Source organism: Streptomyces sp. NPDC041796 (assembly GCF_055590785.1).
Window position 1 is genome coordinate 278,424 of the sequence record NZ_JBVJAH010000006.1, and the last position, 13,701, is coordinate 292,124.

Consider the following 13,701-nt stretch of genomic DNA (forward strand, 5'->3'; position numbering starts at 1 on the left):
GAACCGGGGAGTTGAGCATGAAGCTGGCGGACAGTACCGACGAGCTCGCGCGCATCCGTGCGGAGGTGCTCGAAGGAGTGCCCCGGGCCACCGAGGCGCAGCACGCCAAGGGGAAGCTGACCGCGCGCGAACGCCTCGAGCTGCTTTTCGACAAGGGCTCCTTCACCGAGGTGGAGCAGTTGCGGCGGCACCGGGCGACCGGCTTCGGCCTGGAGGCCAAGCGGCCGTACACCGACGGCGTGGTGACCGGCTGGGGCACGGTGGACGGCCGGACCGTCTTCGCGTTCGCCCATGACTTCCGGATCTTCGGCGGCGCGCTCGGTGAAGCCCACGCGGCCAAGATCCACAAGATCATGGACCTGGCCCTCGCCGCGGGGGCGCCGCTGGTCTCGCTGAACGACGGCGCGGGCGCCCGCATCCAGGAGGGCGTCTCCGCGCTCGCCGGTTACGGCGGCATCTTCCAGCGCAACACGCGCGCCTCGGGCGTCATCCCGCAGATCAGCGTGATGCTCGGCCCGTGCGCCGGTGGCGCCGCCTACAGCCCCGCCCTGACGGACTTCGTCTTCATGGTCCGCGAGACCTCGCAGATGTTCATCACCGGCCCGGACGTCGTCAAGGCGGTCACCGGTGAGGAGATCAGCCAGAACGGCCTCGGCGGCGCCGACGTGCACGCCGGGACCTCGGGCGTCGCGCACTTCGCGTACGACGACGAGGAGACCTGCATCGCGGAGGTCCGCTACCTCCTGTCGATGCTCCCGGCCAACAACCGGGAGCAGCCGCCCGCGGCCGCCGCCTCCGACCCCGTCGACCGCCGCTGCGAGAGCCTGCTCGACCTCGTTCCCGTGGACGGCAGCCGGCCCTACGACATGCGGGACGTCATCGCCGAGATCGTCGACGACGGCGAGCACATGGAGGTGCACGAGCGCTGGGCGGGCAGCGTCATCACCACTCTCGCCCGGCTCGGCGGTCAGGTCGTCGGGATCGTCGCCAACCAGCCCCTCGCCCTGGCGGGGGTCCTGGACATCCACTCCTCCGAGAAGGCGGCACGCTTCGTGCAGATGTGCGACGCCTTCAACATCCCGCTGGTCACCCTGGTCGACGTGCCCGGCTTCCTGCCGGGTGTGGACCAGGAGCACGGCGGCATCATCCGCCACGGCGCCAAGCTGCTGTACGCCTACTGCAACGCCACCGTCCCCCGGGTCCAGGTCATCCTGCGCAAGGCCTACGGCGGCGCCTACATCGTGATGGACTCCCGTTCCATCGGCTGCGACGTGTCGCTCGCCTGGCCCTCCAACGAGATCGCCGTGATGGGGGCCGAGGGCGCCGCCAATGTCATCTTCCGGCGGGAGATCGCCGCCGCCGACGATCCCGAAGCGGTACGCGGGCAGCTCGTCAAGGAGTACAAGGCCGAGCTGATGCACCCGTACTACGCGGCCGAGCGCGGCCTCGTCGACGATGTCATCGACCCCGCCGACACGCGGTCCGCGCTGATAGGAGCCCTGTCGATGCTGCGCGCCAAGCACGCGCCGCTGCCGTCGCGCAAGCACGGCAACCCCCCGGCCTGAGGAGCCCCGGAATGCCGCAGCCGCCGTTCGAGGGTCCGCTCTCACCCACCCTGCTGAAGATCATCAGAGGCACCCCCACCGCCGAGGAGCTCGCCGTGCTCACGGTCCTCCTCACCAACCTCGCGTCGGCCGGCACCCGGCCGGACACCGAGCCGCCGCCGGCCGCCGCCGTCTGGGACCGCCCCGCCGACTGCTCGCCCGTCTCGTGGGCGGCCGGCCGCTGAACCCGCTCAGGGCTCCCGGCCGCGGTACGCGGGCGGGTGCCGCACCCCTTCGGGCTCCTGACCGCGATACGCGCTCAGGGGCCCGTCACGTCGGTGGGGCCCGGATGGTTCCACGCGGCACAAACCTGCCAGCGCCGGTGAACAGCAGGTTGCCGAAATCTCCCCTGCGGCACCTTGTGCCCAGGGCTGTTGCGCCTGTCGCCGGAGCACCCGTAGCTTGATCAAGCTGCCGGATCGGACAATGTTGTCCGCTTCAAGGCCGGCGTCTCATGCCACGTACGGGGGTACGCATGGGTTCCGCATTCCGCGTGTCCATGGCCGGGTGCACCCTGGGAACCTCCGTCCCCGCATGACGAGAGAGATTCAGACAACGGGGGCAGAACAATGACGATTTCCACGCTCAGGCCCGATCGCGGCGCCGCGGTCGCACCCATGGGAAACGATCTGGAGCAGACGCTGCTGCGGATGCGGGTCCTGGTGGAGGAAGTGGCGACCAAGGCCCGCCACACCAATGGAACGGCCGACGGGGGAGTTTCCGTACTCCCCGAACCGAGTGACGAGCGGATCCGGATGAGCGCCGAGCGGCTGGTCTCCACGGCGCGCAGGTCCATCTCGCTCGCTCTCCCGCATCGCACCGCCGCTCCCGGTTCCACGGGCTCGCAGAGCCTGGCCGGGCTGATGGACCGTCTCGCGCAGATAGCCGGGGCCGGGGTCACCGTCCGCGTCCTGGGCGGCCCGGGGATTCTGGACGACCCGCATGTGCGACGGCACCTCGACGGGCCGGACAGCGCGCTGGACGTACGGATCTCCGCCCACCGCCACCAGGGGGTGCTGATCGTGGACGAGAGCATCGCCCTGCTCAACGCCGAGTTCGGCCGGGTGGGCCGTCAGTCGCTGACCGTCCGCATCCCCGCCGTGCTGCGGTCCCTCGAGACCCTCTACACGTGCGCCTGGTCCAAGGCCACCCCGGCCGACCACTACCGCCGGGTCTTCACCCGCAGCCGTACCGAGGTGACCCGCCAGGTCCTGCACTACCTCGTCTCCGGCAGCACCGACGAGGCCGCCGCGCAGGCCCTGGGCCTGTCCGTGCGCACCTACCGGCGTTACGTCGCGGTGCTCATGCAGGAGCTCGGAGCCGGGTCCCGGTTCCAGGCGGGGGCGCGCGCCGCCGAACTCGGGCTCCTCGAACCGCAGCTCGCCGCCGGGTAGTCCACCTCCCGGGAGCCCGGGCGCGGGTCCGCCATCGCGGTGCACTCGCGCACGGACAGCGCAATCGCCGGGCTCCCGGCTTTCCGGGCCTCCACACGTGACGGACGCTGGCCGCAGTCCGGGCACACCCGAGGACCGGAAGGGATCCCCTGGATGGCGGTCAGGCGCACCACCCGTACCAGAACGCTCCTCCTTTCCGCCGGAGCCCTGCTCCTGCTGGCTCACGCGGGCGGCTGGCCGCTGGTCACCCGGCCCCCGCAGGCCGCCGCCGACGGCGTGGGGCGTTCGGCACTCGTCCTGTCCGTCACCGTCAACAAGAAGACGCCCCGGCAGGCGGAACGCATCGGCATCCGGGTCGGTCACCGGGTCGTCAAGCGGTACCGGCTGACCAACCGCTCCGGTGCCGACCTGCACCGCGTCACGCTCACCGACCCCTCCGTACCGGGGAACGCGCTGCGCTGTCCGCGCGGGCAGGGCTTCTGGATGCGGGGCATGAGCACGGTCACCTGTACGGCCCGCTTCAGCGCCGCACCGGGACGGCACGTCGCCACCGTGCGCGCCCGCGGTGAGATCCCCTCGCTCGGCATGCGCCCCACGGCTTCGGTCCCGGCCGGCTACCAGGGCGTGACGGGCGCCCTCGCGCTCGCCGTCACCGTCGGGGACGCGGTGGCCCCCCGCGCGGTCGTCCGGTACACCATCAGCAACCCGGGCAACCGCACGGTCCACGGCGCCCGGCTCGTCGACCCCGGCCTGGGGCGGCCCCCCGTCGACTGCGGTGGCCGCGCCGGTCCGCCTCCCGCCCTGGGGCCCGGCGCCGTGGCGGTGTGCGTCGCGCGGCTGAACGGCCTCCGGCCCGGCGCGTACCGCAGTGCCCCGGAAGTACGGGGCAGCGACCGGCTGTTCACCCTGGGCCCCACGTGTACGCGGCTCGTCCCGCCGCCGGTGCTGGTGGCGCGGGCGGCCGCCCCGTTCGTGGTGCGGCCGCGCCCGGCGCCTCCGCCGCCGCCCCCGAGGACGGTGCCTCCGCCGGGTGGCGGAGGAGGCCGCGTACCGCCCGGCGGGGCGGGCGGAGGCGGCGCCGGGGGTGCCGGTGCCCCCGGTGCGGGTGCGGGTGCAGCCGCTGCCGGTCCCGGAGCCGCCGCGGGTGCCGCCGGTCTCGTCCCCGCGCCCGGGTCCCTCGGCGCCGCCGCCCTCGCCGGCGCGGGCGCGGCTCCGGGCGGCGCCCCCGGCGCGGGCGCGGGTGCGGGCACCGGCCCAGCGGGCACCGGCCTCGCCGTTCCGCCCGGTGGCGTGACGCCTGGTGCCCTGGCGGTTCCGCCCGGTGGCCTCGCCGTTCCGCCCGGTGGCGTGACGCCTGGTGGCCTCGCTGTGCCGCCCGGCGGGCTCGCTGTTCCCCCCGGTGGCCTCACGCCTGGTGGCCTCGCTGTGCCGCCCGGCGGGCTCGCTGTTCCCCCCGGTGGCCTCACGCCCGGCGGTCTCGCCGTTCCGCCCGGCGGCCTCGCCGTGCCCTCCGGCCCCGGCGGCCTCCCTCCGGGTGGCGGTGCGGCGCCCCCCGGGCTGCCGCCCGGCACCGCTCCGGGGCGGCCCGACGCGGGCGTGGGGGAGTCCTCGGGCGTCGGGGCCAGGCCGCCCGCCGGGCGGCGTGACCGTTCCCGGACCGGCGACGACCCCGGCGGACGGGGCCTGAACGCGCGGGCGGAGGGAGCGTACCGGCGGGACGACTCGCTCAGCCCGGCCGTGTTCCTCCTGCTGCTCTTCCTGCCCGCGGCGGCACTGGTCGTCCTCGCGAGCCGCCGCCTGTGACGAGCGGGTCCGTGACGAGCCGGCCCGTGACGAAGGAACCCGTGACGAGAGAGGAGCAGCCATGGAGCATGTGATCGGGACGCTGGCCCTCGGGCTGCTCGCCGCTCTGGTCGCCGCCGCGGCGGTCGTGGCCTGGCGTCACTTCCACCCCGCCGAGGCCGACGAGGAGGAGGGCGGCGGGGAGGTCGCCGAGTACCTGTCGATGATGATCGCCCTGCTGTACGCGTTGCTGCTCGGCCTCGCCCTGGTCTCCGTCTGGGAACTGCGGGGCGACGCGGAGAGCCACACCTCCACCGAGGCGGGCGCCCTGCACCAGATGACGGTCCTCGCCGAAGGGCTGCCGCCCGACCAGAAGAAACGGCTCGAGGCGGTGGCCGCGCGCTACGCCGCCCATGTCGTCCAGGGCGAGTGGCCGGAGATGAGGCACGCGGGCAATCTGTCCGACTCCGGCTGGGGCCTGGTGCGGGAACTGCGCGCGGTGTCCGCCGCCCCGCCCGAGGCGACCTCGTCCCAGGAGGTGACGGCCCTGGAGCTCCTCGGGCAGCTCAGCGCGCTCGACGACGCCCGCCGCGGCCGCGAGTCGGTCTCGCAGGAGACCCTGTCCCCGGTGCTGTGGGCGGGGATCTTCGTCGGGGCGCTGCTGTCCTTCGGGATGCTGTTCTTCTTCGGGATCGGGCGCAGTCCCGGTCAGCTGATGATGGCGATGGGCATGGTCGTGCTGACCGTGTTCCTCGGCCTCCTCATCCACTACCTCTCCACGCCGTTCGGAGAGGTCATGGGCGTCAGCCCCGACCCGTTCACGCGCTACTTCCCCGCGGCCGCCTGAGCCGTACGGGTGGTGTTCATCGGAAGAACTGCCCAGCGGCGGCGTCGCTCCCCGGGTTCCCGAGATGCGTACACATCATGAGAAAGGTATGTAGATCGCTCAACCCGAAAGCGAGGGGCCATGGCTGCCGTCACGGTCACGCACAAGGTCACACACTTCTGGACCGCCTTCTTCTCTCTCCTGTCCGCGATCCTCACCGCTCTCGGCCTGAAGCGCACGCCGGAGGCCGCCATTTCGGTGTACGCCGAGCAGGCCGAGGCCGCCACCCCGGCCACCGTCGCCGGCCAGGCCGTTCCGGTTCCCGCGCCACGCTGCTGCGCGCCGGCGCGGGCATCCGGGTACGCCCGGTCCCTGCCGCCCACCATCAAGCAGCGGATCCGGGCGGAGGCGCACGGCACCTCGCCCTCCGTACGCCGCCTGCCCACCGTTCTCGTGTCCGACCCGGCCGACGCCACGGACGTTCCCGGCGACCCCGCCGATCCGAGCCGCACGGGCGTGCACCGCGTCCGCCCGAACCACCGCATCCGCCCGAACCGCATCCGTCCGAACCGCACCCGCGTGAACCACGCCGGCCTGCCCCACCAGGCCGCGGCCGCGGACCGCACGGACGAGGCCGGTACGGCGGACCGGGCCGCCCGTCAGGTCGACCCGGTCCGTCGTACCGGCCTCGCGCTCGCCGCCTAACGGCGGTCGTCGTCCGTGCCCGTGCCCGTGTCGGCGTCGGCTTCGGCCTCCGCCTGCTTGGCCTCCACCTCGGGGTCGAGTGAAGCCGGGTCCGTACCGTCGACGGAGGTCAGCGGAGTGCGCTCGGAGACCTCGGTGGGAGCCGGGGGTTCCACCAGCCAGTCCGGGTTGGCCTGCTTGTCCCACCACTTCCAGGCGGCGTAGGCGCCGCCCGCCAGCAGCGCGAAGCACGCGAGCCCCTTGGCCACGCGTCCCGCCCTGGCGCGACGCTCGTGCTTGCGCACGAGCCTCCTGATGTCCTTCGCCGTCACCTGACCGCGCATCGCGGCCACGGCGGCGACAGAGCGGGCAACGGCCTGCTCCCGTACGGGCTGAGTGGCGGCCATCGCCTGCTCCACCCGTGGCATGGTGTAGTCCGCCGCCTGACGTGCGGCCTGACGGGTCCGGACCGCGGCGCGATGCGCGGCCTCGTCGACCCTCGGCGGTACATGGGGCGCGACACGTGTGTCGTACTGGACGCGTGCCTGTGTGCGGGCCTGATGCGCCGCTTTCGAGACCTTCGGCGCGACCCTGACACGCGCCTCGTGCGCGTAGTGCGCGGCCGTGTCCTTCGCCGTTTCGGCGTAGGGCGCCACCACTTCCGCGGCGTGCCGCACGCTGTCCTTGGCCGTACTGGTCGCGGCGCGCACGCTGTCCTTGCGGGTCACGGGATCCTCCTCCTCGGTGGCGGGGTCGGTATTCGCCTTTCCGTCCTTTTTGAAATCATGCCTGTCGGCGTCCTGGTCGGCATGCCGTACGCGGGCATCCGGGGCAATGCGGTGCAACCCGACGGTCCCACGGTTCGCCCTGTCGCGCGGCGTTTCGGCGAGGACGGGCCCACCTTTCCTCGCGCATGGCTCTTCCATGCGAGGATCGGTAGACGTCAGAGCAGACTTACGGAAGGCACATCGTGGCCGAGCAGCTTTACGCCACCCTGAAGACCAACCAGGGCGACATCGAGATTCGGCTCCTGCCGAACCACGCCCCCAAGACGGTCAAGAACTTCGTCGAGCTCGCCCAGGGTGAGCGCGAGTGGACGCACCCGGCGACCGGGAAGAAGTCGACCGACCGCCTTTACGACGGCACGGTCTTCCACCGTGTCATCAGCGGCTTCATGATCCAGGGCGGCGACCCGCTGGGCAACGGCACCGGCGGCCCGGGCTACGAGTTCAATGACGAGTTCCACCCGGAGCTCTCCTTCAACAAGCCGTACCTGCTGGCGATGGCCAACGCCGGCCCGGGCACCAACGGTTCGCAGTTCTTCATCACCGTGGCCCCGACCGCCTGGCTGACCGGCAAGCACACCATCTTCGGCGAGGTCACCAGCGAGGCCGGCAAGAAGGTCGTGGACGCGATCGCGCGCACCCAGACCAACCCGCGCACCGACCGCCCGGTGCAGGACGTCGTCATCGAGTCCGTGGTGATCGAGACCCGCGAGGTCTGATCCGGCACGGCCCTGAGCCGACGGGAACCTTTCCGCCTCGTCCGTCCGTAAGGATGGACGAGGCGTTGTCGTTGTTACGTGCACAGGCCGCGGGCCGACGAGGGGATCCCATGGAGCAGGCTCAGCTGCCGGACTGCTACCGCCATCCCGGCAAGGAGACGGGGGTCCGCTGCACACGCTGTGAGCGGCCGATCTGCTCCGCGTGCATGGTGGACGCGTCGGTCGGCTTCCAGTGCCCGGAGTGCGTACGCGGCGGGTCGGGCACTGGGCACGCGCCCGGCGCCAACCAGCCGCGGACCATCGCCGGCGGCCGGATCACCGCGGGCCACCCGCACCTGGTCACCCATGTCCTCATCGGCGCCAATCTGCTGGTCTTCCTCCTCGGCCGGCTGAATCCGCTGCTCATTGACGAGCTGATGCTCATCGGGTTCGCCTTCGACCCCGATCTCGGCCGGGTGGTCGGGATCGCGGACGGTGAGTGGTACCGGCTGGTGACGCCGATGTTCCTGCACCAGGAGATCTGGCACATCGCCGGCAACATGCTGCTGCTGTGGCTGCTCGGCGGCTCCCTGGAGGAGGAGCTCGGGCGGACCAGATTCGTGACGCTCTATCTGCTGTCCGGGCTCGCCGGGAGCGCCTTCACGTATCTGATCGCGGCGGAGAACCAGCCCTCGCTCGGCGCCTCGGGCGCCATCTACGGCCTGCTGGGCGCGACCGTCGTCCTCGTACGCCGGCTCAACCGCGACATGCGGCCCATCATCGCCCTGGTCGTGTTCAACCTGGTGATCACCTTCGCGCGGGAGGGGATCGCCTGGGAGGCGCACATCGGCGGGCTGATCGCCGGTGTGATCCTCGCGTACGCCATGGTCAACGGCCCGCGTGAGCGGCGGGCCGTGGTGCAGGGCGCGGCCTGTGCGCTGGTCCTCGGACTGACCCTGCTGACCGTGGTTCTGAGGACGGCTGCGCTCAGCTGAGCGCCGATTGTCCCCACCGTTGTCCACAGCGTGTGTTCGATCTTGCGCATCGTGTGGGGAACGCCTGTGCCCCTCGCCGCTGACCTGGGAGTTTTCAGGGAGGGCAAGGGGCCTGCCGATCTGTGGGCAGGGGCGGCTGCAGTCACATCGGCGTCAACGTGATGCAAGTTATCCACAGATCGTCTGACCTTTTCCACCCGCTGTGCACAACGCTGTGGATAACTCAGGGCAGGGCTTGACGCCCTTGGCTACGGTTCCGCTACTTCCACTGGGTGGAGACGCCGAAGCCCGCCGCGATGAAGCCGAAGCCGACCACGATGTTGAGGTTCCCGAGGGACTTGACGGGCAGCGATCCGTCGGTGACGTAGAAGACCACGATCCAGGCGAGCCCGATGGCGAAGAGCGCCAGCATCACCGGCGCCACCCAGCTGCGGCTGGTCAGCTTGATGTTGGTCGCCTGCGGCTTCGCGGACGGCGGCGGCGTGAAGTCGGCCTTCTTGCGGATACGTGACTTCGGCACGAGGGACTCTCCTGTCGATGCGCTGCGTGACCGCGCAGGGAACTGTGGCTTTGTGGCTGGTCGCCGGGCTGAGGCGAGGGGGACCACTGCCTCACCCGGGCGTCCGTTAGCGTAGTGCTTCCGCGGCGCTGAAGGAGATAAGGGTACGTTGAGCAATTCCGCCGACTCTCCCGAAGAGCCGGCCGGGCGCAGGAACTGGCGGCCGGTCCGGTTGCTGACGGCTGCCGTCTTCGCCCTGGCCGGTCTGATCTTCGTCACCAGCTTCAACACCGCCAAGGGCACCAACATCCGCACCGATGCCTCGCTGCTGAAGCTCTCCGACCTCATCCGCGAGCGCAGCCACAAGAACGCCGAGCTCGACGAGACGACCGCGACGGTACGGGACGAGGTCGACGCCCTCGCCCGCCGCGACGACGGCTCCACCAAGGCGGAGGACGCCAGGCTCGGCGCCCTGGAGAAGGCCGCGGGCACCACCAAGGTCGCCGGCCAGGGCCTCACCGTGACGCTCAACGACGCCCCGCCCGGCGCCCAGGCCGCCCCCGGCTACCCCGAGCCGCAGGCCAACGACCTGGTCATCCACCAGCAGGACCTCCAGGCCGTGGTCAACGCCCTGTGGAAGGGCGGCGCGCAGGGGATCCGGGTCATGGACCAGCGGCTGATCTCCACCAGCGCGGTGCGCTGCGTCGGCAACACCCTGATCCTCCAGGGCCGGGTCTACTCCCCGCCGTACCGGATCACCGCCGTCGGCGACACCGGAAAGCTCCAGCGCGCCCTCGACGACTCCACCGCCGTCCAGAACTACCTGCTGTACGTGAAGGCGTACGGACTCGGCTGGAAGGTCGACGAACACGAGGCGGTGACTCTTCCCGGCTACTCGGGCACAGTGGACCTCCACCACGCGAAGCCTGTGACCGACTAGCTCCGGTTCGGGGAGGGGCCTGTGCGGCTGATCGTCAGGAGCCTCAGCGAGCTGTGCCTCACCGTCGGCACCCTCATCGTGCTGTTCGTGGTGTACGCCGTCTTCTGGACCGGCGTCCGGGCCGAGGGCGCCTCGGTCGGCGAGATCGGCGCGCTGGAGGAGCGCTGGGCCCGGGCGCCGCTGCCGCCCCCGGTCCCGGAGGCGACGTCCACGGCGGCACCCGAGCCGTACGAGGACGGTGAACCGTTCGCCGTCATGTACGTCCCCCGATTCGGCGAGGACTGGCACTGGCCCGTCCTCCAGGGCACCGGCGCCGCCACCCTGAAGAAGGGCCTCGGTCACTACCCCGCCACCGCCCGGCTCGGCGAGACCGGCAACTTCTCGGTGGCCGGCCACCGGCGTACCCACGGCGACCCGTTCAAGGACTTCCCCGAGCTGCGCCCCGGCGACGCGGTGATCCTCAACGACGGGACGACCTGGTTCACGTACCGCGTCGCGAAGGAGCCGTACCGGACCCTGCCCGGCGACACCGGTGTCGTCGACCCGGTCCCGGCGAGGTCCGGGTTCGGCAGGCCCGGCCGCTACCTGACGCTCACCACCTGTGACCCCGAGTGGGGCAGCAGCCACCGGCTGATCGCGTGGGCGCGGCTGGAGGGGACAAGGCCTGTGACGCAGGGCAAGCCCCCCGCTTTCCACAGGTGACCCACCCCAGGGGCATCGCCCCGTACTCTGGTGCGGTATCGAAGGGCATGCGAGGAGCATCGACGGAAGGACCAGCAGGCGTCATGTACGGCTGGATCTGGCGGCATCTGCCGGGCAACGCGTGGGTACGGGCGCTGATTTCGCTCGTCCTCGTCCTCGCGGTGGTCTATGTGCTCTTCCAGTACGTGTTCCCCTGGGCGGAACCTCTGCTTCCGTTCAACGATGTGACGGTGGACGGTCAGTGAGCGCGCGCATTCTCGTCGTCGACAACTACGACAGCTTCGTCTTCAACCTCGTCCAGTACCTGTACCAGCTGGGTGCCGAGTGCGAGGTCCGGCGCAATGACGAGGTCGAGCTGAGTCACTCCCAGGACGGCTTCGACGGCGTCCTGCTCTCCCCCGGCCCCGGCACCCCCGAGGAGGCCGGCGTCTGTGTCGACATGGTCCGCCACTGCGCCGGCACCGGCATCCCGGTCTTCGGCGTGTGCCTCGGCATGCAGTCGATGGCGGTGGCGTACGGCGGCGTCGTCGACCGTGCGCCCGAGCTGCTGCACGGCAAGACCTCGCCGGTCGTCCACGAGGGGCGGGGCGTCTTCGCCGGGCTCCCGTCGCCGTTCACCGCGACCCGGTACCACTCACTGGCCGCCGAGCCCGCCGACCTGCCGGACGTCCTGGAAGTCACCGCCCGCACCGAGGACGGCATCATCATGGGGCTGCGGCACCGTGAGTTCGCCGTCGAGGGCGTCCAGTTCCACCCCGAGTCGGTGCTCACCGAGTACGGACACCTGATGCTCGCCAACTGGCTGGAGCAGTGCGGCGACACCGGAGCTGTCGGCCGGTCGGCAGGGCTTGCGCCGGTGGTGGGCAAGGCCGTCGCGTGACCCCCGTACGCCCGGAGCATGAGCACGGTTCGCCGTGGTTCCGGGCGGCGAACCTGCCGGAATCCCAGACTCCGGATCCTCTGCCGGAGGCGGCCCCACCGCTCTACGGTGACACGTGGGCCCCGGCCCCCGGCCCGGTGCCGGACGACGAGACGATGGCCCTCCGCGCCGAGGACACCCGGCGAATAGTGGCCGAACCGGCGGCACGCCCACCCGCTCCCGAGCGGCCCACGGGCGGGCGCGCCGAGCGCCGCAAGGCCGCCAAGGGGCGCGGGCGCCGCCGCAAGGGCGCGTCCCCCGCCTCCCCCGCGCCGCCGCCCCCGGCCCCCGGCAGACCACTCACCCGCGTCGAGGCCCGGCGTGCGGCCCGGGCCCGCAAGGACAGCGTGGGCGTCGTCGCCAGCCGGGTCGTCGGTGAGCTGTTCATCACCTTCGGCGTCGTCATGCTGCTCTTCGTCACGTACCAGCTCTGGTGGACGAACATCCGTGCCGGCTTCCAGGCCGACGAGGCGAAACAGGGCATCGAGAACGCCTGGGCGGAGGGCCGCAAACCGGACGCCTTCGAACCCGGCCAGGGCTTCGCGATCATGTACATCCCCAAGCTGGACGTCGTCGTGCCCATCGCCGAGGGCATCAACAAGAAGAAGGTCCTCGACCGGGGCATGGTCGGCCACTACGCGGAAGGCCGGCTCAAGACGGCCATGCCCTCCGACAAGCAGGGCAACTTCGCCGTCGCCGGCCACCGCAACACCCACGGTGAGCCGTTCCGCTACATCAACCAGCTCACACCGGGCGACCCGATCGTCGTGGAGACGCAGGACGCGTACTACACGTACGAGATGACGAGCATCCTGCCGCAGACCCCGCCCTCGAACGTCTCGGTGATCCAGCCGGTCCCCGAGGGTTCCGGCTTCACCGGGCCCGGCCGGTACATCACGCTCACGACCTGCACGCCCGAGTTCACCAGTACGTATCGGATGATCGTGTGGGGCAAGATGGTCGACGAACGCCCGCGCAGCAAGGGGAAACCGGACGCGCTCGTAGGCTAGGGCGGCCTGGCTTCGACCTTCAGACGGGACAGATGTAGTGGCACGTGCGCGCAGCCGGATCGCCGGCGTCATCAGCGTCTTCGGCGAATTGTTGATCACCGCCGGGGTGCTCATGGGCCTCTTCGTCGTCTACTCCCTGTGGTGGACGAACGTGCTGGCCGACCGGGAGGCCGACAAGCAGGGCAACGAGGTCCGCGACCACTGGGCGTCGGCGGGCCCCGGCGCCCTCGACACCAAGGACGGCATCGGCTTCCTCCACGTACCGGCGATGAAGAACGGCGAAGTGCTGGTCAAGAAGGGCACCGACCCCAAGACCCTCAACAACGGCGTCGCCGGCTACTACACCGCCCCCATCACGTCCGCCCTCCCCGCCGACAAGCAGGGCAACTTCGCGCTCGCCGCGCACCGCGACGGACACGGGGCGAAGTTCCACAACATCCACAAGCTCAAGACCGGCGACTCGATCATCTTCGAGACCAAGGACACCTGGTACGTCTACAAGGTCTACAAGACGCTCCCGGAGACGTCGAAGTACAACGTGGACGTCCTCCAGCCGGTGCCCAAGGAGTCCGGCAAGACCAAGCCGGGCCGCTACATCACCCTCACGACCTGCACGCCGATCCTCACCTCCGACTACCGCTATGTCGTCTGGGGCGAGCTGGAGCGCACGGAGAAGGTCGACAGCGACCGCACGCCCCCCGCCGAACTGCGCTAGGTCGCGTCCGCACGGTCCCGCCTGGCCCGCGTCGCCCCGCACGCGCGCCAGGGGGCCGCGCCCAGAGGCTACGGCGGAGGGGGGGGGGAGGGGGGGGGGGGGGGGGGGCTCCCGCCCCCGTTGCGGGGTCGCCTTCTCTCTGCCGATG

16 protein-coding genes are annotated in these 13,701 nt (G+C 71.4%); 14 read left to right on the forward strand and 2 right to left on the reverse strand.

Annotated elements, in window-relative coordinates:
- Positions 1-17: 17 nt before the first annotated feature.
- From ACZ6C1_RS14430 to ACZ6C1_RS14455, 6 genes are all read left to right on the forward strand, one after another.
- Complete coding sequence (locus tag ACZ6C1_RS14430; RefSeq protein WP_469240823.1) at positions 18-1,565, forward strand: acyl-CoA carboxylase subunit beta; 1,548 nt, start codon at positions 18-20, stop codon at positions 1,563-1,565.
- Between the two features lie 11 nt (positions 1,566-1,576).
- Positions 1,577-1,789, forward strand: a complete 213-nt coding sequence (locus ACZ6C1_RS14435; protein ID WP_469240825.1) for an acyl-CoA carboxylase subunit epsilon — start codon at positions 1,577-1,579, stop codon at positions 1,787-1,789.
- 432 nt (positions 1,790-2,221) lie between these two features.
- Positions 2,222-2,998: a helix-turn-helix transcriptional regulator gene (locus tag ACZ6C1_RS14440; RefSeq protein WP_469240827.1), complete on the forward strand. Its 777-nt coding sequence runs from the start codon at positions 2,222-2,224 to the stop codon at positions 2,996-2,998.
- A 153-nt stretch (positions 2,999-3,151) separates the two neighbouring features.
- Positions 3,152-4,801: a hypothetical protein gene (locus ACZ6C1_RS14445; protein WP_469240829.1), complete on the forward strand. Its 1,650-nt coding sequence runs from the start codon at positions 3,152-3,154 to the stop codon at positions 4,799-4,801.
- A 61-nt stretch (positions 4,802-4,862) separates the two neighbouring features.
- Positions 4,863-5,627 (forward strand): bestrophin-like domain, encoded by a 765-nt coding sequence (locus ACZ6C1_RS14450; protein WP_469240831.1) that lies wholly within the window; start codon positions 4,863-4,865, stop codon positions 5,625-5,627.
- A gap of 120 nt (positions 5,628-5,747) precedes the next feature.
- Complete coding sequence (locus ACZ6C1_RS14455) at positions 5,748-6,311, forward strand: DUF6344 domain-containing protein (protein WP_469240833.1); 564 nt, start codon at positions 5,748-5,750, stop codon at positions 6,309-6,311.
- On the opposite strand, the gene ACZ6C1_RS14460 is transcribed toward ACZ6C1_RS14455, so the two are convergent.
- On the reverse strand, positions 6,308-7,018 hold the full coding sequence (locus tag ACZ6C1_RS14460; RefSeq protein ID WP_469240835.1) for a DUF5324 family protein: 711 nt from the start codon (positions 7,016-7,018) through the stop codon (positions 6,308-6,310). The two genes, ACZ6C1_RS14455 and ACZ6C1_RS14460, sit on opposite strands and share 4 nt — an antisense overlap.
- Before the next feature lie 242 nt (positions 7,019-7,260).
- On the opposite strand from ACZ6C1_RS14460, the gene ACZ6C1_RS14465 reads away from it, so the two are divergent.
- A complete protein-coding gene (locus tag ACZ6C1_RS14465) occupies positions 7,261-7,794 on the forward strand; it encodes a peptidylprolyl isomerase (RefSeq protein WP_469240837.1) in 534 nt (177 codons plus the stop codon).
- A 110-nt stretch (positions 7,795-7,904) separates the two neighbouring features.
- Positions 7,905-8,768 (forward strand): rhomboid family intramembrane serine protease, encoded by an 864-nt coding sequence (locus ACZ6C1_RS14470; RefSeq protein WP_469240839.1) that lies wholly within the window; start codon positions 7,905-7,907, stop codon positions 8,766-8,768.
- 259 nt (positions 8,769-9,027) lie between these two features.
- Here the strand turns inward: ACZ6C1_RS14470 and crgA are convergent, their stop codons facing one another.
- On the reverse strand, positions 9,028-9,288 hold the full coding sequence (gene crgA / locus ACZ6C1_RS14475; RefSeq protein ID WP_351822089.1) for a cell division protein CrgA: 261 nt from the start codon (positions 9,286-9,288) through the stop codon (positions 9,028-9,030).
- 148 nt (positions 9,289-9,436) lie between these two features.
- On the opposite strand from crgA, the gene ACZ6C1_RS14480 reads away from it, so the two are divergent.
- From ACZ6C1_RS14480 to ACZ6C1_RS14505, 6 genes are all read left to right on the forward strand, one after another.
- On the forward strand, positions 9,437-10,207 hold the full coding sequence (locus ACZ6C1_RS14480; protein WP_469240841.1) for a DUF881 domain-containing protein: 771 nt from the start codon (positions 9,437-9,439) through the stop codon (positions 10,205-10,207).
- Positions 10,208-10,228: 21 nt separating this feature from the next.
- Positions 10,229-10,909, forward strand: coding sequence for a class E sortase (locus tag ACZ6C1_RS14485; protein ID WP_469240843.1), 681 nt, complete (start codon positions 10,229-10,231; stop codon positions 10,907-10,909).
- An 83-nt stretch (positions 10,910-10,992) separates the two neighbouring features.
- A complete protein-coding gene (locus ACZ6C1_RS14490) occupies positions 10,993-11,154 on the forward strand; it encodes a hypothetical protein (RefSeq protein WP_150175734.1) in 162 nt (53 codons plus the stop codon).
- Positions 11,151-11,789, forward strand: a complete 639-nt coding sequence (locus tag ACZ6C1_RS14495) for an aminodeoxychorismate/anthranilate synthase component II (protein ID WP_469240845.1) — start codon at positions 11,151-11,153, stop codon at positions 11,787-11,789. The genes ACZ6C1_RS14490 and ACZ6C1_RS14495 overlap by 4 nt, the downstream gene beginning before the upstream one ends.
- On the forward strand, positions 11,708-12,838 hold the full coding sequence (locus tag ACZ6C1_RS14500) for a class E sortase (RefSeq protein WP_469241224.1): 1,131 nt from the start codon (positions 11,708-11,710) through the stop codon (positions 12,836-12,838). The genes ACZ6C1_RS14495 and ACZ6C1_RS14500 overlap by 82 nt, the downstream gene beginning before the upstream one ends.
- Before the next feature lie 37 nt (positions 12,839-12,875).
- Positions 12,876-13,553, forward strand: coding sequence for a class E sortase (locus ACZ6C1_RS14505; protein WP_469240847.1), 678 nt, complete (start codon positions 12,876-12,878; stop codon positions 13,551-13,553).
- Positions 13,554-13,701: the final 148 nt, after the last annotated feature.

Excerpts from the sequence above, each read along its gene's own strand:
- ACZ6C1_RS14490 (WP_150175734.1), top strand. The coding sequence starts at position 10,993 with ATGTACGGCTGGATCTGGCGGCATCTGCCGGGCAACGCGTGGGTACGG.
- ACZ6C1_RS14450 (WP_469240831.1), top strand. The coding sequence starts at position 4,863 with ATGGAGCATGTGATCGGGACGCTGGCCCTCGGGCTGCTCGCCGCTCTG.
- ACZ6C1_RS14455 (WP_469240833.1), top strand. The coding sequence starts at position 5,748 with ATGGCTGCCGTCACGGTCACGCACAAGGTCACACACTTCTGGACCGCC.
- ACZ6C1_RS14435 (WP_469240825.1), top strand. The coding sequence starts at position 1,577 with ATGCCGCAGCCGCCGTTCGAGGGTCCGCTCTCACCCACCCTGCTGAAG.
- ACZ6C1_RS14470 (WP_469240839.1), top strand. The coding sequence starts at position 7,905 with ATGGAGCAGGCTCAGCTGCCGGACTGCTACCGCCATCCCGGCAAGGAG.
- ACZ6C1_RS14440 (WP_469240827.1), top strand. The coding sequence starts at position 2,222 with ATGGGAAACGATCTGGAGCAGACGCTGCTGCGGATGCGGGTCCTGGTG.
- ACZ6C1_RS14445 (WP_469240829.1), top strand. The coding sequence starts at position 3,152 with ATGGCGGTCAGGCGCACCACCCGTACCAGAACGCTCCTCCTTTCCGCC.
- ACZ6C1_RS14430 (WP_469240823.1), top strand. The coding sequence starts at position 18 with ATGAAGCTGGCGGACAGTACCGACGAGCTCGCGCGCATCCGTGCGGAG.